Genomic DNA, 24809 nt, shown 5'->3' with positions numbered 1-24809 from the left:
AATTTGGTTGTACCTGCTGCTTTCTTTAGATTGATAAATCGTTTTGGTAATACAACCTGTCCAATTGCCTCATGAAAAAATTGACGTCCGATTGGTTCACGCAAAACTGGCTTGATGCCGAGTACCAGAAATATGTCGTAATGGCATATCTCCAATCTGTTAAACAGAACTTTACGGCTAACAAACTAGTACCGGATTTGCCTGATTTACAAGATCATTACGAAGCTGGTGTCCGTTTTTCGCGGGGCAAAGGTACGCTAAATGCCGCGTTTCCCAAGCGAATCAGTCGAGTAACTGGGCCGCCCCCCCGGATTGAGTACAAATCCGAAAATACGGACGACCCGCTGCTGGCAGAGATCGATACGGTTATCAATTTCGCGTTACCACGCTTTCAGACAATGGTTTCAGAAGGGAAACAACGCTGGACCGATATTGCCGGTAAACTGACACTGGAACCTATTGGGCTCATGCCCCTTCACCCCGCTGAAGGGTATCTGCTGGTTCACACAACCAGTGGCTCCGAAACGCACGTTTACTCGTTTGCTATTACGTTCTACTCTGATCAGGAGCCGGGCGGTCGTATGGTTCGTCTGAATTATGTGGAAGCTGTACGTAAAGGACTGGCCACTACGTTCGAGAATATAAAACTTGATCTGATTCGACGGCATCGGCACCTGCCTAACCCTGCCACGTTCATGCTCGAAAGCCAGCAGACCTATCCTGTACAGGAAACGTTGCTACCCATTGCTCGTCAGCTATTGGCACAGGCTGTCGCCTGACCAGGTATTAAACAACGAAGCCGCGCCAGTACTGGCGCGGCTTCGTTGCGTATCGAAAAAGATCTTATTTCTGTGGGGTCAGTGCCGACGTTGACGCACCTGGCGATTGAGCGCCGGGAGCAGCCTGGCTAGGAGCAGCACCCGTAGCCGCGCTAGGCGCCGGCGTTGGAGCCGCTGCGCCTGGAGTCGGGGCAGCGGCTCCGGGTAACGTCTGGGTTTGAGCGCGGTCAACGTTTACGCTGTTAATACCACCTCCCTGAGTACGGTCGACCAGCATGTACGAAGCCAGTGACAGGACCATCAGACCAATACCCAGTCCCCAGGTGATTTGCTCCAACAGATCAGTCGTTTTCTTAACGCCCATCAGCTGATTAGAGCCAAGACCGCCAAACTCACCCGTTAAACCACCACCTTTAGAATTTTGAACAAGCACGATTAAAATCAACAGGACTGTAATGATGCAAATGATGACAATAGTTGCCGTTATCATGAAAAAAGGTTCTAAATAATTCGTTTAATGCCTTGTGTTGGATAGAAGCAGCTAATCAGTTGCTTGAGCTGGTTCGCGTCACTTCTATTTCAGCTATTTTTGCCGCAAAGTACGCTTCTTTTGCCGGATTTTTAACTATCAATTGCTGATAGATTTCAATGGCTTTATCTGCTTTTCCTTGTTTTAGCAAAATTTTGGCGAAAGTTTCGGTTACCAGACCGCCGTTGGCTGGTTTACTGCGTTTCGTCAAATCTTCCTGATCGAAGGGTTCGCCCGGTTTTAATCCCACGCGGGAGATACTGGGTTCTGATCGAATAAAGTTGTCGATAAGATCAAACTGCTGTTGCCGCTTCTTCACAAGCATGTCGGGCTCAACGAGCGCCGGTTCGGCCGTGGCAATCTGGGTAAGGCCTTCCTGGAGTTGGGTCTCGGCTAAGGTTGGGTCTTCGGGTTGGGGAACTGTCTGTGGTTCGGTGGGGGTAAACTGACTGGGCAACTGAAGTAACGTTAATCGCGGAATGGTTGTATTCATTCCCATTTTGGACTTAAATAAAGCGTAGCTTTCCTGCTGGTAATCTTCGGGAATAGCGACATGACCAGCCGCTAGTTCATTCAGTTTCGACAACAGGTTTTCTGACCACTGAAATTCATTATCAATTAGCTTCCGTAGGGCGTTCCGGCTCAGCGCATGGACGGCGGCCTGCCTAATACTTGGAACAGCCTGGTTACGAAGATGCGCTGAGGCTACTTTAGCCGTTAGGGTGTACAGCGCCTGACAGTACGGATACGTCTGCACACTGTCCTGCAACTGCAAAAAATCGGTTGGGGTAAGATCTTCGGGATGAGTGACCCAATACGAAAAGGTCTCTTTATCAAGTGCCTGCATAGAGGAAAGAGGCTACGGTGATTCGCCAGGGGGAAGTTACGTTTTTTTTAAACTCTCAGGTTACCAGTCAGCCGCTGTCTTGTTAAAAATATCCAGAACGATCTGATCCAGAATGATCGGTACAATGCGGTTCTCGTTCTGACTAAGTGTCTGGTTCTGAGGAAAGTCCTGGTAAAAGGAAAAGGACTGCTCGAAGTTTTTCGTCTCGTCCTTGTTGTTGTAAAAACGTACCGTTACGGTAATCTGTAGTCGGTTAACGCCAGCCTGATCCTGCGCCGTTGGTGCCACCGCTAATAGTTCGTAGCCGGTAATATTCCCCTCCAGCACCATGTCGCCGTTGTTGGGAAGCACCTTCAGGTTAGTGTAGCGCTGGTAATATTCCCGTAGCTTTTCGTTGAAGGTTAGCGGTAGATTGGCTGGCCCCCCGGCAGTCGCCAGCGTAAAGTTGTTGATCGTTACGCTCTTGATATCTGGCGAAAGGGTTGTGCCCGAGAACGAGTAAATTCCGCAGCCTGACAAAGACGTAGCCACGGCCAGTATCAGCAAAAAATAAACGGGGCTTGGGTAACGTAACGCTACACCCCGGCGCCGGGTCCGCGCCCAGTTAGTCTTCATCAATTTCGTACTGCTTAATTTTCCGGTATAATGTTCGTTCGGAGATGCCGAGCGCCTGAGCGGCATATTTCCGTTTGTTATTGTTCCGCCGAAGCGCTTTCAGGATCATTTCTTTCTCCTGCCGTTCGAGCGAGAGCGAATCATCTTCTTCGGTCTCGTGGGTAACATCTTCCACCTCCGTTACGTCGTTGATGTCACCATCAACATCGTCGTAGATTTGAACGGGGGGATGACTGCCATACGTTTCCGACGGGGCCGGAGCTTCGGAACGGCTAACGGGGCTCCCCGACGGAAGTAACCGGGCCAGACTCGTGTCGCTCGCCGGTCGATTGTCAGCGTCAGACGGAATAGAGTCGAATAGATCCTTGTGGTTATTTAGAATCTGCCGACCATCCTGTTCACTACCCAGGACGTCTCGGACTAACCGTTTCAGGTCGTTAACGTCCCGACGCATGTCGAAAAGAACTTTATACAGTAATTCCCGTTCGGAAATACCGTCGCTGCCATTCGCTTGCGGAAACAGGGCCAGCGTCTGGCTGGTTGGCTGCGACTGGGGCAGGTAGCGGGCCAGCGTGTCGGCTTCGATGGGTTTGTTCTGTTCTGATTCCAGAATAGATACCTGCTCGGCGATGTTTTTCAGTTGACGAATGTTACCGGGGAACGGAAAACTCATCAGCACCTGCTTGGCACCATCGGTCAGTTGAAGCGGTTTGATGCGATACCGCTCAGCAAAATCGGTTGTGAACTTCCGAAACAGCAGTTCGATGTCGGTGCCACGCTCGCGCAGGGGCGGTACGAAAATGGGCACGGTATTAAGCCGGTAATACAGATCTTCCCGGAATTTGCCCTTAGCAACGGCATCCATCAGATTGACGTTTGTAGCCGCGACAACCCGCACATCCGTCTTCTGGGTTTTTGATGAGCCGACGCGAATGAACTCACCATTTTCCAGCACACGCAGAAGCCGAGCCTGAGTGCCAAGGGGCATCTCACCAATTTCGTCCAGAAAGATGCTCCCACCGTTCGTGGTCTCGAAGTATCCTTTGCGAGCGTCGACAGCACCTGTAAACGAGCCTTTTTCGTGACCGAACAGCTCCGAGTCGATTGTCCCTTCTGGAATAGCTCCACAGTTGATAGCAATAAACTGGCCGTGTTTCCGGGCGCTCAGGCTATGAATAATTTTCGAAAACGATTCTTTACCACTGCCGCTCTCACCCGTAATCAGGACAGTCAGATCGGTGGCCGCTACCTGCATCGCTACGTTGATGGCGTAGTTGAGGGCAGGTGCGTTCCCGATTATACCGAAGCGCTGTTTGACGCTTTGAATTTCTTGATTGTTCATGTAGAGGTCATTTATGGTTATTCATCAGCCATTTGTCGTCTGTTACAAAGAATGACTACCAATGACCATTAATGAGTAACCACTTCGCCCCGTAGCGTAGCCGACGTACACTCGGTAACCAGCACGTTGACGTACTGACCTTTTTGGAAATCGCCTTTGGGGAATACCACCATTTTATTCTGGTCGTTCCGGCCACAGAGGAAGTCGTCCGAGCGCTTGGATGGCCCTTCGATCAACACGCGCTGCACCTGGCCAATATGACGCTGGTTACGAGCCGCGGAGTGCTCCAACTGCTTGGCGATGATTTCGCTCAGGCGACGCTTTTTTACGTCCTCTGGAATATCATCGGCGTATTTTTTTGCCGCCAGCGTACCCGGACGCTCCGAATAGGCAAACATGTACGCGTAGTCGTACGTCACGTAATCCATCAGCGACAGCGACTCCTGGTGTTCTTCCTCTGTTTCGGTGCAGAAGCCCGAAATCATGTCGGTCGAGATACCACAGTCCTCGCCCAGAATCCGGCGGATGCTGTTGATTTTTTCGACGTACCAGGGCCGATCATATGTCCGATTCATCAGTTTCAGTACCCGACTATTGCCGCTCTGCGCAGGCAGGTGGATATAGTTACAGATGTTGTCGTAACGTCCCATCGTGTAGAGTACATCGTCCGTAATATCCTTCGGGTGCGAGGTTGAAAAACGAACCCGCAGATCCGGATGAATCTGAGCCACCATTTCGAGGAGATGAGCGAAGGTGGTAATAGAAGGAGTAAAGGAGGAAGGGAGGAAAGGAATAGAGGATTCATCGGAGAGTTCCTTTTCTCCTTTCCTCCCTTCCTCCTCTACTCCTTCCGCAACGGCGGATCGCTCCCATTTATACGAATCAACATTCTGTCCGAGCAGCGTTACCTCGCGATAGCCCCGGTCGAAGAGGTCCTGCGCTTCGCGGACGATGCTGTGCGGATCGCGGCTGCGTTCCCGGCCCCGCGTGAATGGCACGACGCAGAAACTACACATATTGTCACAGCCCCGCATGATCGACACGAAAGCCGTTACACCGTTGGAATTCAGTCGGATCGGGGAAATGTCGGCGTAGGTTTCTTCCCGAGACAGGAATACGTTCACCGCTTTCTGCCCTGACTCGGCTTCTTCAACCAGCTTGGGAATGTCACGGTACGCATCGGGACCCGCTACGATGTCGACAACTTTCTCTTCTTCGAGCAGCTTCGTTTTCAGGCGCTCGGCCATGCAACCCAGCATACCAACCAGCAGCTCGGGTTTTTGCCGTTTCAGGCCGGTCAGGTGCTTGAGTCGGTGGCGGACTTTCTGCTCGGCGTTGTCGCGGATGGCACAGGTGTTCAGAAAAATTAGATCAGCGTCCTCGGCGGTAGACGTGGTAGCAAATCCCGCGTTCCGCATGACGGCCGCGACGATTTCACTATCCGCAAAGTTCATCTGGCAGCCGTAGCTCTCGATGTACAGGCGTTTTTTGCCGACAGCCAGTTCTTCCTCCGAAGTACGGGGAAGATCAATTTCTTCTTTATCAGTCGGTTGTAAGATGGCTAGTTCGGTGAAGCGTTCCATAGAGACTAGATTAAGCCAATGCATAGCCGCAGAAAAAAGCTATCTGCTGGCAACGGAGGCCTGTCGGTTTCAAAATTGAGTAACAAATTTACGAAGAAAGGCTGGAAAGTTCTGCCAAAATGACAGCGTCAGATCGTTAATTTCTCATAAAAGAGATAGATCGAAAAGACGATAATCGAGGTACTAGAATGGATAGCCAATCCCAAAATTGATTGTCAGCGGATTAGGTCCGCTGGAGAGCGTACGTAACGAGAATTTGGGCAGCAGGAATCGTTCGTCGACCAGCTCGCCTTCTTTGAGGTATTGACGGGCGGGGTCCCAGACCTTGATGCCCCCGTCGAACCGGATAACGAAGAACGAAAAATCGATACGAAGACCGACGCCGGTCCCTACCGCAATCTGGGGGACGAACGTATTGAGTTTAAAGACGTCACCGTACCGGTTTGGGTTGTCACGGATTGTCCAGACGTTGCCCGCATCCACAAACAGAGCACCGTTTATATCGCCCCCAAAATGAAACAGGCGCCCACGTAACTCAGCTGATGCTTCAATGAGCATATCGCCCGGTTTTTCGAAGGTGTAGGCAAACTGTTGTGGATACCGTGGATTCAGTATTGGTACGCGAGGCTGACCAACAGGGAACTGTGGCAATTCGGCCCCCGGTCCTAGTCGGCGTGGCAGCCAGCCACGAATGCTGTTGCTACCGCCCGCGAAGAACAGCTTTTCGTAGGGAGCCGTCTGTCCTGGTCCGTAACCGTACACAAGCCCTGTATTGAATCGGAATGCTAGCGTAGTACGAGCTCGAATCGGCACATAATGCCGATAATCAGCGCTAACACGTAAAAATTTATAGAACTGAAGCCCCGTTACACTCGGGTCGCTCCAGCGTTCAATAGTACGGTTTGAAAAGAAGTTAAGCGTCGTTCCGCCCGATTCCACAGCTGTGCGGAAGAAATTAGCCCGTCGGTTCTGGCCTTGAACACTCGTATTATACGTATACGCAAAGCTGAAACTGGAGCTCAGCGAGCGCCGGAAACTAAGGTAAACGGTGCTACCTAACTTCTGCTGTTGGTCGAGCTGTTCCTGGAAAGCCCTCCCAAATTTAGTGTCGAAGCTGGCATTAATCAGGTTGATATCGGCGATCAAAAAGCTGAACTGCTTGGCGGGTGTCGTCTGCCAGTTATAGGCCATCGTACTCCGTAGCAGCGACCGTTTGTAGTCCGGTCGGATTGTGTTGTTAAAGCTGATACTAACCTGTGTGCGTGGGTTGTACTGGTTGAATCGAAAACGCCAGCGTCCCGGAAACAGCATCTGCGGAAAGATCAGCGACGTAATGGCTCCGAACTCATTCGAGGGGTAAGGTGTCTGGCTACCCGCCTGGTCGGTGGCAAAGCCGGTCTGGTATTCGAGGCCGTAGCGGACGGTGGCTTCGAAGGTTTCCAGACCGCCGAACAGATTACGCACTCGGAACGTAACGTTTGTGAACGGGCCAGGCTGTGCCTGTGACAATACGAAAAGGCCCCCTTCGAGTGTCGTTTCGTATTTGTCCAGCGGGGTAGCCGTGACGAGCGTGTGTAACCGCCGGTTTGTCGAATCGACAAAATTGAGATTGATCAGTTTGAATTGGTTGAGCAGGAACAGATTACGCTGTGTGTTCCGGTAATTACTCTGGTTATAAAGCGCGCCGGGGCGCACCAGGATTTTGCCGTCCAACAAGCGAGTGGATATATTCTGTTTGTCCAGCAGATACGTAACGCCATTTCGTTTGACCGTATCCAGACGGCTCAGCTGGGCGACCTGATTGGCTACGTCATTGCTCAGACCAGCAGCGTCGGCATTAGGGCTGATCCGGACATCGACATCGCCGAAATGAAAGATAGGATGGGCCGATTGGTCGGGTGGGTTCAGAATTTCTACCCGCACACTGACCGGTCTGCGGACGGCACTGTTGGTGGCTAGTCGATCCAGGCTGTTGCGGTTCGTGTCGACGTCGGTTGCTCGGATGTACTGCCGCGAAAACAGATAGTAGCCTTGATCACGTAATAACGATTCGATTCTAACCCGTTCTGCGGCCATGTTGTCAGCCGTGTACCGGTCGCCGACGCGGAGCTGACTACCATTCAGCGAGGCCCTGACCAGCGAATCAACGCGCGGATCAGCAATAGAGTAAAGAACCCTGTTGAGATAGAATCCGGCGTTTTCCTGAATCCGGTAATTCGCCCGAATCTGCCGCCGGCCCAACGTATCGAGGGAATAACTAGTCTGCGCGTTAAAAAAGCCTTTGTCGACCAGATACCGCTGCATCTTGGCGGCATTATTTTTTACGTCGCTCTCGGCAAAGTAAGAGGGCTGTTCGCCCAGATTCCGCATGAGCCAGTTACCTTCTTCGGCTTTCTGACGCAGGCCTTTGGCCTCCCGACTGAACCGGCGGTTGAGTCGCTTCAGTGCTTTGGGTTGGTTGGCTAGTTGCTGACTTTGCTGCTCAAATTCGTTAGTTTTGGCTTCCAGTTCACGCAAAACCGCCTTTTGATCGTAGGAGTGAAGTCCGAGTTGATAGAACCAGAGGGGCGGGGTGATCGGAAGCCCCAGAATCCGCCGGTTAGGTTTCTGGGGAATAAGACTTTCGAGCTGTTCGTCCGAAATGGCGTGGTTTCCCCGAATGGTCTGGGTAGTGAGCAGATAGCGGTTATTGCCGAACTGTCGGGAACTAACGCAGGCCGAAAACAGGACCGTTAGCACCAGACCGATAAACAACGTGAGCCGTACTGATTGACCGTTTACCAATGTTATCTAAGAATCAAATTAAATATATACAGTCGCTGCACCAGAAAAAATACCGGCAGCAGCATGGTGCGTTTCTGGTCGAAGGAGCTAAGAGCGTACAGGAAGTCCTGCGGTCCGATTTTCAAACGGAACTGCTGGTAGCGACTGAATCATTCTACAAAGAAAACAGCCACTTGACAGACCACCAACGAACGCCTGTTGAAATTGCGTCGGTGGCCGATCTCGAACGGGCTGGCACGCTGGAAAGCAACAATGCCGCCATTGCCATTGTAAGAACGAAGGAAAACCGGCCGTTAGCCGTAACCGACAATGAAATGGGGCTGATTCTGGACGATATCCGGGATCCGGGCAACTTGGGTACTATTCTCCGGATCGCGGACTGGTATGGTATCCGAAAAATCATCTGCTCCGAGACAACCGCAGATGTTTATAACCCCAAAGTGATTTCGGCCAGCAAAGGCTCCTTCACCCGGGTTGCCTGGTGGTACGGTGATATCGTGACTTTCCTGAGCCAGCAGCCGTCGAAACAATCGGTGTACGGTGCTTTCCTGGATGGAGAGAACGTTCATCAGCTGTCGTTCACGAAAGGCGGTTACTTGATTATGGGCAACGAATCCAACGGAATTCGCCCGGCGGTCGATCCGTATGTTACCCAACGGGTTACTATTCCCCGGTATGGCGAAACCGAGTCGTTAAACGTAGGCATTGCTACCGCTATCCTACTGGATAATTGGCGCCGGGAAACGACGTAACAAGAGCAATGTGTAGCAGGCGCGGTACTTACGTACTTCCTGTAAGAACAGAACGGTATTTTCTTTTAGCCTGAATGGCCCGTAGCCATATTAATTTTTGTTTATCGCCTGATGGGCGGGTGTTTTGTCGGCTTATTCCTATTTTTACGTTTGTCCCTTAAAATAAGTTACGTTGGAGCGGCAGCACCTAATCGAAGAGAATCAGCATCTACTTCATCTCTGGCAGCAAGCGCAAGCCGGTGATAAGATGGCTTTTTGTCGATTGGCTGAATCGCAGTACCGGTCTATGTTTCGGTACGCTACTAACTTTACGTCGGATACGGATTTTATCAAGGATACCATCCAGGACGTATTCATCAATATTTGGGAGAAACGGCAGACTATCACCATCCAGTTCGTGGCCGTTTACTTTTTCAAATCACTGCGAAACCAGTTTTTTCAGGAGTTCCGGCGTAGCAAACCCAGTCTTTCCTCGTTGGAGACCGATGAGCTAGGTGAATTGTCGGATTGGCAGACCATCGAAGCTAATATTACGCAGGAAGAAAGCGAATCCGAGAGCCAACTGAAACTGCGCCAGGCGGTCGACCTACTGCCCAAACGTCAGCAGGAAGTCGTTTTCCTGAAATTCTACAAGAATCTGGACAACGAGCAGATTGCCGACCTGATGGAGATAAATCGGCAATCGGTCGCCAATCTACTCTACCGCGCCCTTACCGCTCTTAAGGGGCAGCTGTCTTCATCCATCGGATTCCTGATTGCGCTTGTTCAATCATTTTAAGCCCCTCAAACTAGTCAGTTTTTTGACCATTGTCAGCTGCGTAATTACGTAACTAATATTGTTTGAGTTATATTTTATAACCTTATAGTGATTGAAAGTGCGTTTTTGTCTTGAGAAAATTAAAAGATATCTTTAGCTGTGCCTCCCTTTAAGATCTGCCTACTATTTGGGTGATCGAAAAATTTTCAAAATAAAATTTCAAAAAGGTGAGTATTGGCCGACGAGACTTGCATCATTCAGGTAAACAAGCGGGATTTTCCCGGCTGGTATGCACGATTACCGACACTACGAACCTGAAGAATTAGCGGCTGATGTCTCGTTCCAGCGATGGAAGCTATACGATGCGCCCGTCGAACGTGAATTTTGGGAGAACTGGCTTCAGCAAAATCCGGATAAGCAGGACCTGGTTGATAAAGCATTTGGCGTGCTGCTCTCGCTACATGCTTTGTATGATCAGCTCCTCGCCAATGAGTCGCTTCTTTCGGACGAGGAGGTAGGAACGGAGATTAATCGCCTATACCAGTCGCTGGCAGACCGGGAAGAGAAACGAGCTCCACGATGGACGATTCTGCGTCCGTTCCAAGCGTGGCAATACGGTATTGCAGCCAGCGTAACGCTGGTTTTAGGGATACTGGGCTGGTACGCGTTCTCGCAGCTAAATTCGCGGCAGGAAATAACGCCGACTTACGGTGCCCTGACGAAACGGGTTGCATCGCCCTGGAAAACGATCAGTAACACGACGGATAAACCGATGGAAATACGTCTCCCGGACGAGAGTACGGTGGCGCTCAAGCCGAATAGCCAGGTGCGGTATCCCGAGCAGTTCACCAAAGACGAACGGGATGTGTATCTGCTGGGGGAGGCCTTTTTCGACGTAACGAAAGATCCGAACAAACCTTTCTACGTGCATACTGACGTGCTGACGACCAAAGTGCTGGGCACCAGCTTTACGGTTCAGGCCAACAAAGGGCAGCAAGCGGGGAAAGTGATTGTCAGTACAGGCCGGGTTGCCGTCTCAAAGCAAACCGAAGGAAAGGAATCGCTGACAAAAGAAAATAAGCAGAAAGCTGACGTAGTCCTGACGCCGAATCAACAGGTAACCGTTTCGGACGCCAGTAACCAACTAGTCGTTAGTCTGGTGGACGACCCAAGTCTGCTGGACCCCGCCAGTAAAGAAAAGTTTTTCCGGTATCGCAAAACCGCCATGGCCGATGTCTTCGCCGAACTGGAGCAGGCTTACGGCGTGGACATCCAATTCGACCGGGAAGCGATGAAGAATTGCTACCTGACTGCGTCGGTCGTTGATGAACCGTTGTACGATAAACTGGACCTGATCTGCCGCACGATCAACGCTACGTATCGGCGGGTTGGTACACAGATTATTATTGAAGGGAATGGTTGTTAGTAACTTGATAATTAGCCTACTAAAGCGAGAGGTGCCTATGTAAAGAAAACTGTTTCCGTCTAAAAAGAAAGGTCAGAGATGCGCCAACACCCCTGACCCTGGTTTCGCCCCCTGTCTCCTCACAAGACATCCGCATAGCGGAGAAGGACTACTTGTGCCGAATTTTTCAATCCGACAAAAGCCAAAACTATGTTAAAAAGACTACTTGTTCAAAAAACAATACCGAGAGTCTTGGTCATGAGCCTATCCCTGACCCTGTTTGCCGCCCTCTTTACCACAATTACCCACGCCTACGATCTGAGTGCACAAAAGATTCTGGAGCGTAAAGTCAGTGTTCAGTTAGCTAACGCTGATATCGAAAAGTTGTTAGAAAAAATCGGCGCTACGGCCCAGGTCAAGTTCATGTACACCTCCCAGGTGTTCAACAACGTGCGGAAGCAGAACTACAAGTTTGCTAATGAGCCTCTTTCTAACGTACTGGACAAAGTACTGACGCCTTATCAGGTGTCATACGAAGTTTTCCAGGAGCGTATTATCCTGAAACGGCAGGCAGTACCGGCCGAAAATCGTCCAACCAGCCAACTGGAAGCTCCAAAACGCAAACTGACGGGCTTTGTGCTGGACGAAAACGGGACGGGTCTGCCGGGCGTGAGCGTTGTCGTGAAAGCAACCCAGCGTGGAACGACCACGGCCGCCGACGGCTCCTATGCGATCGAACTGACCGAAGACAATACCGTTTTGGTGTTCAGCTTCGTGGGTTACAAACGGCAGGAAGTGACCGTTGGTAACCAGACCGAACTATCGGTGAATCTGGCTCCCGAGGCCAGCACGCTGAACGAAGTTGTCGTAACGGCGCTGGGCATCTCGAAAGAGAAAAAAGCGCTCGCTTACGCCGTGACGGAAGTAAAAGGCAGCGAGTTCACCCAAGCGCGCGAACTGAACGTTGCCAACGCCCTGACGGGTAAAATTGCCGGAGTAAACGCCACCGGTATTTCGACGGGCCCCGGTGGTTCCAGCCGGATCGTCATTCGCGGTAATGGCTCCCTGAACGGGAACAACCAGCCGCTTTACGTAATCAACGGGATGCCGATGGATAACAGTACCCCTGGTGGTACGACGGCCGACGGTAACGGCATGAACGTTGACCGGGGCGATGGAATTGGTGGTATCAATCCCGATGACATTGAGTCGATCAGCGTCTTGAAAGGTGGTCCGGCTGCGGCTCTGTACGGGGCTCGTGCCTCGAACGGGGTGATCCTGATTACGACGAAAAAAGGTCGCGGTCAGAAAGGGGTTGGCGTCGAAGTAAACAGCACGACATCGTTCGAAGATCTGGCGCTGATTCCCAACTGGCAGTACCAGTACGGGCAGGGGGTTGATGGCGTAAAGCCAACGACGCTGACGCAGGCTAAAAGCACGGGCCGTCTGTCGTACGGGGCACCTATGGACGGTCAGCCCTACATGCAGGTTGACGGCCAGATGCACCCGTATTCGCCCCAGAAAGACAACCTGAAAAACTTCTACCGGACGGGCAGCAACTACATCAACTCGATTGCCTTCACGGGTGGTAATGAGGTGGTTAACTTTCGCTTAGGTCTGAACAACACGCAGGCAAACAGCATTGTACCAAACTCGTCGTTTGCCCGCCGGATTGCCAACCTGAACCTGAACGCCTTCCTGGGTAAAAAACTGACGGTTGAAGCCGTATTCCAGTATAACCTGGAAACAGCGACTAACCGCCCGAAAGTTGGGTATGCCGACATGAACCCCCACTGGGCTACGTATCTGATCGCCAATACGGTCGATATTCGCACATTGGCTCCGGGTTATGACGCGACGACGGGTAAAGAACTGGAATGGAACCCCGTCCCCGCAGCCCCCAACCCATATTTCGTCGTTAACAAGTTCAAAAACGATGACCGCAAAAACCGCTTCATCGGCCAGGGGAGTATCCGGTACAACATCCTGGATAACCTGTTTATCAAAGGGAGTGTCAGCCAGGATTTCTATAGCTTTCAGTCGGAATACGTTCAACCAACCAATAATGCGTATCAGCCGCTGGGTACCTACGAAGCCCGGAAAACCAGCTCGTCGGAAACCAACGGTCTGCTGACGCTGAATTACAACAAAACGTTTGCGGGTGACCTGGGCTTCACGGCCTTGCTAGGAGGTAACTTACAGCAGTCGATCTACGACCAGACGACGATTGCCGGTAGCGAATTCGCGATTCCTTACTTCTACAGCTACACCAACCTAGCTACCTCAACCACGACGCCAACGTATTACAAAAGCGCGATCAATTCGCTGTTTGCGTCGACGGACTTCAGCTACAAGAACGTGGCTTACCTGACCCTGTCGGGCCGTCAGGACTGGTTCTCGGTCCTGAATCCAAAGAGCAACAACATCTTCTACCCATCGGTAGGGGGCTCGTTCATCCTGTCGGATGCTGTTCGTCTGCCAAAAGCCGTGAGCTTTGCAAAACTGCGGGCATCGTGGGCACAGGTAGGTGGTGCTACGGTTAGCCCGTACCAGATTTACCAGTACTACACGCTGCAACAGGGTGGCCACAACGGCCGTCCGGTCGAAGGGCTGGCTTCGTCGCAGATGCCAAACCCCGACCTGAAGCCGCTGACCTCAACGACCTACGAAGGGGGTATCGAAGCCCGGTTCCTGAACAACCGCTTGGGACTTGACCTGACCCTGTACAATCGCCGGACAACCAACGATATCGTAACCACGAACATCGCCCTATCCTCTGGCTATACGTCAGCCCTGCTGAATGTGGGAGCCCTGAGCAACAAAGGAATTGAGCTGCTGCTGACCGGGACGCCGGTGAAGAATGGCGGTTTTGTCTGGGACGTGAGCTATAACATGGCTTATAACCGGAGTAAAATCGAGCAACTGGCCGATGGGCTGACTAGTATCGATATTGGTACGGGGGTAGGCGGTGGCCTGGTGCGGAACGTACTGGATCGTCCGTACGGAACGATCTGGGGCTACCGAAAGAAAACCGATGCGGCTGGTAACGTCGTATTCAACACCGCCAGCGGTTACGCGGTGCGTGGCGATCTGGAAGAAATTGGTCAGGGAACTCCTCCGCTCACGATGGGGATTACCAACAACTTCCGGTACAAGAATTTCTCGCTGAACTTCCTGATTGACGGCAAATTCGGCAGCATCGTTTACTCGAACCTGTACCAGTACGCCTACCGCTTCGGTTTGCCGCAGGAAACCCTGCCCGGTCGTGAAACCGGTGTGACCGTAACGGGCGTAACGCCGGAGGGCAGTCCGTATACCAAGTTCTGGAAGAAAGAAGACGTTGATACGTACTACGACAACGACAAGAACTACACGGCGATGTTCATGTTCAACAACGACTTCATCAAGCTGCGGCAGGTGATTCTGAGCTACAACCTGCCTGTCAGCAAGTTTCCCTTCCTGAAACTACAGGCCGCGTCAATCTCGATTGTTGGGCGTAACCTGGCGATCCTCTACAAAGACAAGAAGAACCAGTATTTCGATCCGGAGTCGGGCTATACAAGCAGCAACGCGCAGGGGCTGGAAGCTTTTGGCGTACCAAGAACGCGTAGTCTGGGTGTGAACCTGACGGTTAAATTCTAATCTACTAACCTTCTTTCGGTAACATGAAACATCTGATTTATAAACTGTTATTTGCGGCTCCGTTGTTCCTCCTGTCGGCCTGCGACAAGGGCTTTGAGGAAATGAACGTAGACCCCAATAAATATTCGGCTGTCATTCCGGAGTATCTGTTTACCCGGGCGCAGCTGGACGGTGTGAGCACTAACTTTACGGGGGCCGCCTACCTGACCATTGGTGGTTCGATGCAGCACTTCTCGACGTATAAGGAAGTGCCAGCTGCTGGCGACAAATATTTTAACTTCTCCTATTCGCAGGCTAGCTGGAACGCCTACGCGGGAACGGGGGCTGGACTGGGGGCGATAACCTCAATCGTGCAGGTGATGGACGCAGTGGCGGGCAATCCGGCCAACGTCAATAAACTGTCGGCGGCCCGGATCTGGAAAGCGTACATCTTTCATCGCCTGACGGACCTGTACGGCGATATTCCCTACTTCGACGCCGGTAAAGCTTTGTCGGACAAGAACTACGCGCCGAAGTATGATACCCAGCAAGCTATTTATGCTGATCTGTTGAAGGAGCTGGACGAGTCGATTGCCGCCTTCGATGCCTCAAAAGCAACCTTCGGGAATGCCGACCTGATGTATAGTGGTGACGTAACCAAGTGGAAAAAGTTTGGCTACACACTGATGCTTCGGCTGGGAATGCGCCTGACGCAGGTTGACCCGGCCCTGGCTAAGACCTGGGTCGAGAAAGCCATTGCCGGTGGCGTTATTCTGGACGATGCCGATCGAGCGGTTATTGCCTACGTGGATGGTTCGCAGGTGGCCAGCCGGAACTTCATCGCCAACGGCCTGCTAAGCACTGATTACATTACGCCGGGTGGCGATAACGTAGAGGGTGGTAAGTTCGCGAAAACGCTGATCGATTACCTGAAAACGACCAAAGATCCCCGTCTGAACGTAATTTCGGTTGTGTGGACTGCTAACGGGTCGACCTTCACGGCCGACACGACAACGGCCCTGCAACAGGGAATGCCGAACGCGGCCTACAATAGTTTGCCTTCCAACTTCAATTCGTTTTCGGAGCCTAATCCGAACACGATTCTGAAGTATAACTCGCCACTGATCGTGCTGGGTAACGCCGAAACGAATCTGCTGCTGGCTGAAGCGGCTGTGCGGGGCTGGAATAGTGGAACAACGGCGGCAACGGCATACAACAACGCCGTTCGGGCGGGAATGCGTCAGTGGTCATTGTTTGGCGCGGGTGGGGTAATCTCCGACGCCCGGATCAACCTGTACCTGGTGAACAATCCGTACAAAACGACGGGAACAACCGCGCAGCAAATAGAGCAAATTTCGACGCAGAAATGGGTGGCCCTGTTCCTGGAAGACGAGTACGAAATCTTCTCGAACTGGCGACGTACGGGCTACCCAAACCTGACGCCAACGAACTATCCAGGTAACCTGACGGGTGGCAAGATCCCAACCCGTTTTGTAATTCCTGATTCGGAGGAAACTTACAACCGGACCAACTTCCTCGAAGCGCGCACCCGGCAGGGCGGCACTAACACACTGTCGAGCGTAGTGTGGTGGGATAAGTAGATCGCAGGCTCGTACGTAATCGCAACAAAACCACAGTAACTAGCTCGTCAACGGGCTACGTATTGTCCGATGGAAACACAACGCCGATCGATTCTTAAGCGCCTAATAGCAGGCTTTGCCGGGCTGGGTCTAGCGCGACCCGGTCTAGCGCGCCCGGGTTTGGGTGGTGAGGCCGTTGCCAACTCACAGGTGCAATCAGTACCCGAAGCGGAAGCCACGGGCGTCGTCACTTCAGACGATGTGCCGCTGTATTCCAGCGTTAAAAAGCTCGGCAACATGCTGTTTCTCTTCGGCATCGGTGCTCACTTCGAAGGTGACGTAAAGGCGCATACCGACCACGTCCTGAACGAACTGGAGAAAGAGCTCGTCAAAGCTGGCTCGTCGATGGAGAAAGTGCTGAAAGTAGCTGTCTTTCTGCACGATCCCAACGATTACAAAGCCATGAACGAAGTCTACAAAGGCCGGTTCGGGAGCAAACCCCCGGTACGTACTACGGTGTCAGTTCGTGGAGGTGTTCCCGGCAATTCATTGGTCGAGATTGACTGCATTGCCCATCTGTAAATGAATTGGCTGAGCGCTCTGACTGTTGACGTTCAGAGCGCTCAGGCTTTTCGCTTCATCCCACCCCTTCCTTTTTTCTTTGCTCTCTTACTCCATTAATACATAACTGATTATGCTCAGTAGACGTACATTGATTAAACATCTGTCGGCTGTGCCGATGGTTGGCGGTTTGTTTGGTGGAGTAGCTGCTCCGTTGACTACGGCACTGGCTGCGACAGCGCCTACGGTAGCGCCCCGTAACCTGGTAAAAGAACTGGGTATCCGGACGTTTATCAATGCGGCTGGCACGTATACCGCCATGACGGGCTCGCTCATGGAAGAGGACGTAGTAAATACTATTCTGGCATCATCGAAAGAATTTATGATGCTGGACGACGTGCAGACGAAAGTGGGCGAAAAAATTGCCGTCATTACCCACGCCGAATCGGCCGTGGTGACGGCGGGTTGCTTCTCCGCCATGACGCTGGGCCTGGCCGGTGTACTGACCGGTATGGACCCCAAAAAAGTTGAACAACTGCCGCATTTGGAAGGCACCGGTATGAAATCGGAAGTGATTGCGCAAAAAGCCCATGACATTGGTTACTCGCACGCCCTGACGAATACGGGTTGTAAAATCATTCAGGTTGAAACCATTGAGGATGTCGAAAAAGCCATCACCGACAAAACGGCGCTACTGTGGTTTCTGAACATCCAGTCCGACAAAGGCAAAATTCAGCACAAGGATTGGGTAGCGCTCGGTAAGAAACACAACATTCCCACCATGATTGACATTGCGGCCGACGTACCGCCGGTCGAAAACCTCTGGAAATTCCATGACATGGGCTTCGATCTGGTCTGCGTATCAGGCGGAAAGGCGATGCGTGGTCCGCAGAGCGCGGGTATCCTGATGGGTAAGAAAAAATACATCGAAGCGGCCCGGCTCAGCATGCCACCCCGTGGTGCGACTATTGGCCGGGGCATGAAGGTGAACAAGGAAGAGATTCTGGGGATGTACGTCGCGCTGGAACGATTTGTGGCCCGCGATCAGGATAAAGACTGGAAAATGCTGGAGGAGCGCGCGGCTACCATTGCTAACGCGGCCAAAAGCGTAAACGGCGTAACGGTTGACTCGTTTGCCCCGGCGCTGGGTAATCATACACCCACGCTACGGGTCACCTGGGATGCTACGAAGGTAAAGCTTACCCCCAAAGCGCTGCAAGAAGGAATGCGTAACGGGACGCCATCCATCGAAGTGGTGGGCGAGCCAAACGGCATCAGCATGACCGCCTGGATGCTCAAACCCGGCGAGGACAAAATTGTCGCCAGTCGGCTCAAAGAAGAGCTGATGAAAGCGGCCGTCTAAATAAAAATTAGCGTACTGGTTCCGGTGTATGCCGGAACCAGTACGTACCTAAACCTATGAAAAAAATTCTTGCCTTCCTCTTCGTCCTCTGCCTGATGACTAAGCCCACCATTGCGCAGGAATACACCCTGCTGATCAAAGGTGGCCGGCTCATTGACCCCAAAAACAACATTGACGCCCCGATGGACGTCGCCATTAAAGACGGCAAAGTAGCCGCGGTAGCTACGTCTATTGACCCAAAGCAGGCCAAACAGGTTGTCGATGCGAAAGGCATGTACGTAACGCCCGGCCTGATTGACATCCACGGACACGTTTTTTACGGCACCGAGCCAAACCATTATCTCAGCAACGGCGCTGTGGCCGTAGCCCCCGACGGCTTTACGTTCCGGGTTGGCGTAACGACCATCGTCGATGCTGGTGGAGCAGGTTGGAAATCCTTTGATACGTTTAAGAAGAATATCATTTTCAACTCCAAAACGCGGGTTCTCTCATTTTTGAACATTGTGGGCGAGGGCATGCGCGGTGGCCGCTACGAGCAGGATACCACCGACATGGATCCGAAAATGGCCGCTAAAGTGGCTCTGGAAAATAAGAACGACGTAGTGGGTTTCAAGGTCGCGCACTTCAGCGGGCCGAGCTGGGCACCTGTCGACCACGCCGTTGAAGCGGGCAAATTGTCGGGTATGCCCGTTATGATCGACTTTGGGGGTAGCACCCCGCCTTTGCCGCTGGAAGAACTATTCATGAAGCACCTCCGGCCGGGTGATATTTTTACCCACGCCTATACGCTGCTGGGCGATAACGTTCGGGAAACCATCGTGGACGAAGCTACCAAAACCGTCAAGCCTTTTGCCTGGGCAGCCCGTAAAAAAGGGATCGTGTTCGACGTGGGCTACGGTGGGGCCAGCTTCAATTATTCGCAGGCTATTCCGGCCGTCAACGCCAAGTTTTATCCAACGACAATCAGTACCGACCTGCACACGGGCAGCATGAACGGTTCCATGAAAGATATCCTAAGTATCATGTCCAAATTCGTCGTCATGGGCGAGGACGTGCCCAGTGTCATCAAAGCCGTTACGTGGAGCCCGGCGCAGGTTATCAAGCGTGAAAATCTGGGTCACCTGACCGTTGGCGCTATCGCCGATGTCGCCATTTTAAGTATGCGTCAGGGCAACTTTGGCTTTTACGACAAGACTGGTTACAAAATGACCGGTAAGCAGAAGTTCGAGTGCGAAATGACCATTAAAGGGGGTAAGATCGTCTACGACCTGAACGGAATTGTCAGTCCGCTGGGCATGAATTAAACTGATCGAAACGGAAGCCAATTATGTCAACGAATTATCTGAAAGGACTGGCGTTCGGATTGCTGATCCTGGCCGGATTCACCCAGCGGCAGTCGTCGCACGGGTTGCCCGTGCAGACGGACGAAAACGGGGGATTATTTCTGCCCGAAGGTTTTGAAGCCACGGTCGTTGTGGACAGTCTGCCCGGTCGCGCCCGACATCTAGCCGTCAACGACAACGGCGACATCTACGTAAAAGCCCGCTTCGCCCGCGATAAAGACGAATCGGTTATTGCCCTACGGGATACGAACGGCGACGGTCGGGCCGACATTATCAAACAGTTTGGTGGCCTGGCCCGCGAACGGGCGTACGGAACGGCCATGCGCATCTACAACGGCTATCTGTATTTCAGCTCCGAGCTGTACGTCTATCGTTACAAACTAAAACCCGGACAGTTGATTCCCGACAGCCCGATGGAAGTGGTGCTGACCGACGACCACGAGCACGGCATGCACGAGCATATTGCCAAACCCGTTACGTTCGACAACGACGGGCATATGTACGTGGCGTTCGGGGCGGCTTCTAACGACTGCCAGCAGAAAAATCGGTTGCCTGGTTCGCCGGGTATTGATCCCTGCCCGATGCTGGAGGACCACGGCGGTATCTGGCAGTTCGACGCTAACAAAACCAACCAAACCCAGAAAGATGGAAAGCGGTATGCCACCGGTCTGCGTAGCGTAGTGGCCATGGACTGGAACTTTGCTAACAACAGCCTGTATACGCTGCAGCACGGGCGCGACGATTTCCTGATGCTGTGGGCCGAGAAATATTCACCCTGGCAGAGCGCCGTACTCCCCGCGGAAGAATTGTTCCAGGTGAAAGAAGGCATGGATGGCGGCTGGCCTTACTGCTACTACGATCAGGTGCAGGGCAAGAAACTGCTCAACCCCGAATACGGGGGTGACGGAAAAACAGTAGGCCGCTGCGACAAATGCGAAAAACCACTGATCGGCTTTCCCGCCCATTGGGCGCCAAACGATATTCTGTTCTACCGGGGAAACGGCGCCCAGAACGGTTATCCGGATCGGTACAAAGACGGCGCGTTCGTGGCTTTTCACGGCTCCACCAATCGGGCACCGTATCCGCAGGCGGGTTATTTTATCTCCTTTCTGCCCGCTAAAAATGGCGCGATCGCTTCGGACTGGGAAGTATTTGCTGATGGCTTTGCGGGTATCGATCCCATCGTCAACGTAAATGATGCCGTCTATCGGCCGATGGGCATTGCCATGGGACCCGATGGATCGCTGTATATCGCCGAAACTGAAAAGGGTAAAATCTGGCGCGTAACGTACAAGGGCGACAAGAAAAACTTCGGCTCGGCTCAACTGGCGCAGATGGAGAAGCGAAAAATGATGTCGAACATCCGCAACCCGGACGAAATCAAAGACAATCTGGATCGGGGCAAGCCCGTGGCGGGGGGGAAGGTGTACGGTATTTACTGTGCCGCCTGCCACCAACGTAATGGTATGGGCGACTCGCAGCGTTTCCCGCCTTTGTCTGGCTCGGAATGGGTAACCGGCGACAAGAAGAAGCTCATTACCGTTCTGATGAAAGGGCTGGAAGGCCCCATTGAGGTAAAAGGACAATCCTACAATAATGTCATGCCGCAGCACAGTTTCCTTGAAAACGAGGAACTTGCTGAAGTGCTAACCCATATTCGGACAAACTTTGGGAATACGGCCGATGCCGTTTCGGCCGCCGAAGTCAACGAGGTGCGGCTGGCGCTGTTCCCTAAAGCATCCATGAAGAAAGCCCCAATAAAACGTAAAAAGTAATCATTAACTGTTCCATTAATTCTATGAAAACTGAACGTCGTTCCATCCTCAAACGTCTTTTTGCATCGGCTGCCGGTGCCATTGGTTTAGGTACCGCATCCAACGCGATTGCTGCACCCACTGAATCGGCGGCAATGCCACAGAAAGAAGTATTTAACGTACAGACGGTTGATGATGTGCCGCTATTTTCGGGATCGACTAAGTTTGGTAACCTGGTGTTCGTTGCCGGAAAAGGATACCACAAAGAAGGCGATATCAAGGTACACACCGAAGAGGTGCTAAAAGAGCTGGAAAAGGAACTGATTAAAGCCGGTTCGTCGATGGAGAAAGTCCTGAAAGTGTCGGTATTCCTGCACGATCTGAACGACTACAAAGGCATGAACGAGGTCTACAAAGGTCGGTTTGGTAGCAAGCCGCCGGTACGGACGACGGTAGCCGTTTACGGTGGTGTTCCGGGTGATTCGCTGGTGGAAATGGACTGCATTGCATACATCTAATTCCAACCAGCCATGCTAAGCAGACGTAACGTAATTAAGCATCTGTCGAGCGCTCCCCTGGTAGGGGGCGCTCTGCTCGGTGGTGCCCCTCTGGCCGTTGCAGCAGTCGATAATGATGCGTTGCAAACCGCAGCTGCACCAAAACGCGACCTGTTCAAGGAACTGGGCGTCCGGACATTCATCAATGCCGCGGGTACGCTGACCTACATGACGGGCTCGCTGATGCAGGACGAAGTGCTCGACGCCATCAACTACGGCGCCAAGGAGTTCTGTCTACTCGACGAATTGCAGGATAAGGTAGGGGTGAAGATCGCGCAGATGACCCACGCCGAATCGGCTGTCGTTACGTCGGGTGCCTTCTCCGCTATGACGCTGGGTCTGGCCGGTATTCTAACCGGCATGGACCAGAAGAAGGTCGAAATGCTGCCGCATCTGGCGGGGACCGGCATGAAAACCGAAGTGATCTGCCAGAAAGCGCACGACATCGTCTACAACCACGCCCTGACTAATACCGGCTGTAAAATTATCCAGGTCGAAACAGCGGAGGACGTAGCGAAAGCCATTAATGAACGTACCGCGCTGATGCACTTCCTGCACATCGAAGCCGACAAAGGCAAGATCATGCACGAAGAATGGGTGGCGCTGGGCAAGAAACACAACATACCAACCTCCATCGACATTGCCGCCGACGTACCACCGGTTCAGAACCTGTGGCGCTTCAACGACATGGGCTTCAGCTTCGTCGTGATCTCGGGTGGCAAAGCCATGCGTGGTCCGCAGAGTGCGGGTTTGCTGATGGGAAAGAAAGATATCGTTTCGGCGGCCCGGCTGCACATGCCCCCTCGTGGCTTCAACATCGGCCGGGGCATGAAGGTGAACAAGGAAGAGATTTTGGGGATGTACGTGGCGCTGGAGAAGTTCATCAACGAGGACCACGACAAGCTCTGGAAAACCTGGGAAGATGGCGTAGCACACATCGACAACAGCGTCAAAACGGTGAGTGGCGTTCAGACCGAAGTACACGTGCCACCGCTGGGTAATCATACGCCCACGCTGAAAATCTCCTGGGACCCGGCGAAACTAAAAATTGCCAGCAAAGACCTGCAGGAAGCCCTTCGCAAAGGTGATCCGTCGATTGAAGTGGGGGGCGGTGGCCCGAACAATATCAACGTAACAGTCTGGATGATGAAACCCGGTCAGGAAAAGATCGTGGCGAAACGACTAAAAGAAGAGCTGTCGAAAGCGACCGTATAACTGCACCCGCCGGCGCCTGTGGCCTTGAACGAACCTCTTCTCAATCAAACCGATGAAAAAACGCACCCTTACGCTGTTCATCCTCTGCTGCTTGGCGGGCTACTTTTCGTTCGCGCAGTCGTACAGTATTGTCATTAAAGGCGGGCATGTTATTGATCCTAAGAATAACATCGACGGCATCATGGACGTCGCCATCAGCGATGGCAAGGTTGTTCAGGTAGCCAAAAGCATTGACTCGAAAGGAGCCAGGCAGGTGGTCGATGCCAAGGGCCTATATGTCACGCCCGGCCTGATTGATATGCACACGCACGTCTTCTTTGGTACGAATCTCGATCAGACATACAGCAACGGGCCAAACGCCCTGCCGCCCGACGGGTTTACGTTCCGAAACGGCGTAACGACCATTGTGGATGCGGGCTGTACGGGCTGGCGCGATTTCGAAACATTCAAGAAACAAACCATCGATCTGTCGAAAACCCGCGTGCTGACCCTGCTAAACATCGTGGGCAGTGGTATGCGGGGTGGGAAATTCGAACAGCAGGTCGACGACATGGACGCGCAGCAAACGGCGGATATGGCCAAAAAATACCCCGATCAGATTGTCGGTGTTAAACTGGCTCACTTCAACGGCCACGACTGGACGCCAACCGACCGGGCCGTGGAAGCCGGAAAACTGGCTAATGTTCCGGTGATGATCGACTTCGGCGGTAGTACGCCAACCTTGTCTCTTCAGGAATTGTTTCTGAACAAACTACGGCCGGGCGACGTTTTTACGCACTGTTTTGGTCAGTTGAAAACCCGCGAAGCTATCGTGGATGTTACCAGTAACAACGTAAAGCCCTTCGTTTGGGAAGCGCAGAAGAAAGGACTTGTTTTCGACGTGGGCTACGGCGGCATCAGCTTCGCGTTCTCGCAGGCCATCCCGGCCATCAAGGAAGGATTCTATCCCAATACGATCAGCACCGATATTCACACGGGCAGCATGAACAACGCCATGAAAGATATGCTCAACGTCATGTCGAAATTTCTGGCGATGGGCATGAAGCTTCCCGACGTAATCAAAGCCAGCACCTGGGCACCCGCACAGGCCATCAAACGCCCTGAACTGGGTAGTTTGTCGGTTGGTTCGGAAGCCGACGTGGCGGTTCTGAAGCTGCACGAAGGCAAGTTTGAGGTGCGTGATGCGGGTACGTTCGGCTTTTTCGATTATACCGGCTACAAGATTACGGGTAAGGAAAAACTGGAGTGTGAAATGACGATCCGGAAAGGCAAAATTGTCTACGACTTGAATGGCATTGCCAATCCAGTGTACGTAACCCAGGGACCCTAGTACGGGGTAAATGTTCTCATAGCTACCACCTCTGCCCCCTCCTAAAACAGGAGGGGAAGAGTCAGAAGGAACCCGTTCAATAACCCCTTCCT

The 24809-nt window shown here is 52.5% G+C and carries 19 protein-coding genes; 13 read left to right on the top strand and 6 right to left on the bottom strand.

What is annotated here, in order from left to right; all coding sequences use genetic code 11:
- Positions 1-71 precede the first annotated feature (71 nt).
- Positions 72-779 carry a hypothetical protein gene (locus ACYVAD_RS25670; RefSeq protein WP_461142417.1) on the top strand — a complete coding sequence of 236 codons (708 nt, stop codon included), beginning with the start codon at positions 72-74 and terminating at the stop codon, positions 777-779.
- 64 nt (positions 780-843) lie between these two features.
- Here ACYVAD_RS25670 and secG read toward each other — a convergent pair whose 3' ends face one another.
- The 6 genes from secG to tamL form a co-directional block, all read right to left on the bottom strand.
- Positions 844-1269: a preprotein translocase subunit SecG gene (secG, locus tag ACYVAD_RS25665; protein WP_461142416.1), complete on the bottom strand. Its 426-nt coding sequence runs from the start codon at positions 1267-1269 to the stop codon at positions 844-846.
- A gap of 55 nt (positions 1270-1324) precedes the next feature.
- Entirely contained in the window at positions 1325-2155 is an 831-nt protein-coding gene (locus tag ACYVAD_RS25660) for a hypothetical protein (RefSeq protein WP_461142415.1), read from the bottom strand.
- Positions 2156-2215: 60 nt separating this feature from the next.
- Positions 2216-2770 (bottom strand): LPS assembly lipoprotein LptE, encoded by a 555-nt coding sequence (gene lptE / locus ACYVAD_RS25655; RefSeq protein WP_461142414.1) that lies wholly within the window; start codon positions 2768-2770, stop codon positions 2216-2218.
- On the bottom strand, positions 2760-4112 hold the full coding sequence (locus tag ACYVAD_RS25650) for a sigma-54 interaction domain-containing protein (protein WP_461142413.1): 1353 nt from the start codon (positions 4110-4112) through the stop codon (positions 2760-2762). Before ACYVAD_RS25650 ends, lptE begins: the two co-directional genes overlap by 11 nt.
- Before the next feature lie 68 nt (positions 4113-4180).
- On the bottom strand, positions 4181-5695 hold the full coding sequence (locus ACYVAD_RS25645; RefSeq protein ID WP_461142412.1) for a MiaB/RimO family radical SAM methylthiotransferase: 1515 nt from the start codon (positions 5693-5695) through the stop codon (positions 4181-4183).
- 183 nt (positions 5696-5878) lie between these two features.
- Positions 5879-8479, bottom strand: a complete 2601-nt coding sequence (gene tamL, locus ACYVAD_RS25640; protein ID WP_461142411.1) for a translocation and assembly module lipoprotein TamL — start codon at positions 8477-8479, stop codon at positions 5879-5881.
- Between tamL and ACYVAD_RS25635 the strand changes: the two genes are divergently transcribed.
- The 12 genes from ACYVAD_RS25635 (at position 8479) to ACYVAD_RS25580 (ending at position 24717) form a co-directional block, all read left to right on the top strand.
- Entirely contained in the window at positions 8479-9231 is a 753-nt protein-coding gene (locus ACYVAD_RS25635; RefSeq protein ID WP_461142410.1) for a TrmH family RNA methyltransferase, read from the top strand. The genes tamL and ACYVAD_RS25635 overlap by 1 nt on opposite strands.
- A gap of 172 nt (positions 9232-9403) precedes the next feature.
- Positions 9404-10009: an RNA polymerase sigma factor gene (locus ACYVAD_RS25630; RefSeq protein ID WP_461142409.1), complete on the top strand. Its 606-nt coding sequence runs from the start codon at positions 9404-9406 to the stop codon at positions 10007-10009.
- A gap of 268 nt (positions 10010-10277) precedes the next feature.
- Positions 10278-11414 carry a FecR family protein gene (locus tag ACYVAD_RS25625; RefSeq protein ID WP_461142408.1) on the top strand — a complete coding sequence of 379 codons (1137 nt, stop codon included), beginning with the start codon at positions 10278-10280 and terminating at the stop codon, positions 11412-11414.
- A 237-nt stretch (positions 11415-11651) separates the two neighbouring features.
- On the top strand, positions 11652-15035 hold the full coding sequence (locus tag ACYVAD_RS25620; RefSeq protein WP_461142407.1) for a SusC/RagA family TonB-linked outer membrane protein: 3384 nt from the start codon (positions 11652-11654) through the stop codon (positions 15033-15035).
- Between the two features lie 23 nt (positions 15036-15058).
- Positions 15059-16615, top strand: a complete 1557-nt coding sequence (locus ACYVAD_RS25615; RefSeq protein ID WP_461142406.1) for a SusD/RagB family nutrient-binding outer membrane lipoprotein — start codon at positions 15059-15061, stop codon at positions 16613-16615.
- Between the two features lie 69 nt (positions 16616-16684).
- Positions 16685-17176 (top strand): RidA family protein, encoded by a 492-nt coding sequence (locus tag ACYVAD_RS25610; RefSeq protein WP_461142405.1) that lies wholly within the window; start codon positions 16685-16687, stop codon positions 17174-17176.
- Positions 17177-17288: 112 nt separating this feature from the next.
- Complete coding sequence (locus ACYVAD_RS25605) at positions 17289-18518, top strand: aminotransferase class V-fold PLP-dependent enzyme (RefSeq protein ID WP_461142404.1); 1230 nt, start codon at positions 17289-17291, stop codon at positions 18516-18518.
- A 56-nt stretch (positions 18519-18574) separates the two neighbouring features.
- Positions 18575-19822, top strand: a complete 1248-nt coding sequence (locus ACYVAD_RS25600; protein WP_461142403.1) for an amidohydrolase/deacetylase family metallohydrolase — start codon at positions 18575-18577, stop codon at positions 19820-19822.
- Positions 19823-19845: 23 nt separating this feature from the next.
- Positions 19846-21636: a PQQ-dependent sugar dehydrogenase gene (locus ACYVAD_RS25595; protein ID WP_461142402.1), complete on the top strand. Its 1791-nt coding sequence runs from the start codon at positions 19846-19848 to the stop codon at positions 21634-21636.
- Between the two features lie 23 nt (positions 21637-21659).
- The gene (locus tag ACYVAD_RS25590) at positions 21660-22133 is read left to right on the top strand and encodes a RidA family protein (protein WP_461142401.1); all 474 of its coding nucleotides are present in this window, start codon (positions 21660-21662) and stop codon (positions 22131-22133) included.
- A gap of 12 nt (positions 22134-22145) precedes the next feature.
- Positions 22146-23387: an aminotransferase class V-fold PLP-dependent enzyme gene (locus ACYVAD_RS25585; RefSeq protein WP_461142400.1), complete on the top strand. Its 1242-nt coding sequence runs from the start codon at positions 22146-22148 to the stop codon at positions 23385-23387.
- Positions 23388-23439: 52 nt separating this feature from the next.
- Positions 23440-24717: an amidohydrolase/deacetylase family metallohydrolase gene (locus tag ACYVAD_RS25580; RefSeq protein ID WP_461142399.1), complete on the top strand. Its 1278-nt coding sequence runs from the start codon at positions 23440-23442 to the stop codon at positions 24715-24717.
- Positions 24718-24809: the final 92 nt, after the last annotated feature.

This window comes from Spirosoma pomorum, from assembly GCF_054776615.1.
The sequence above is the reverse complement of the archived record's forward strand: the minus strand, read 5'-3'. Positions and strand labels throughout refer to the sequence as shown.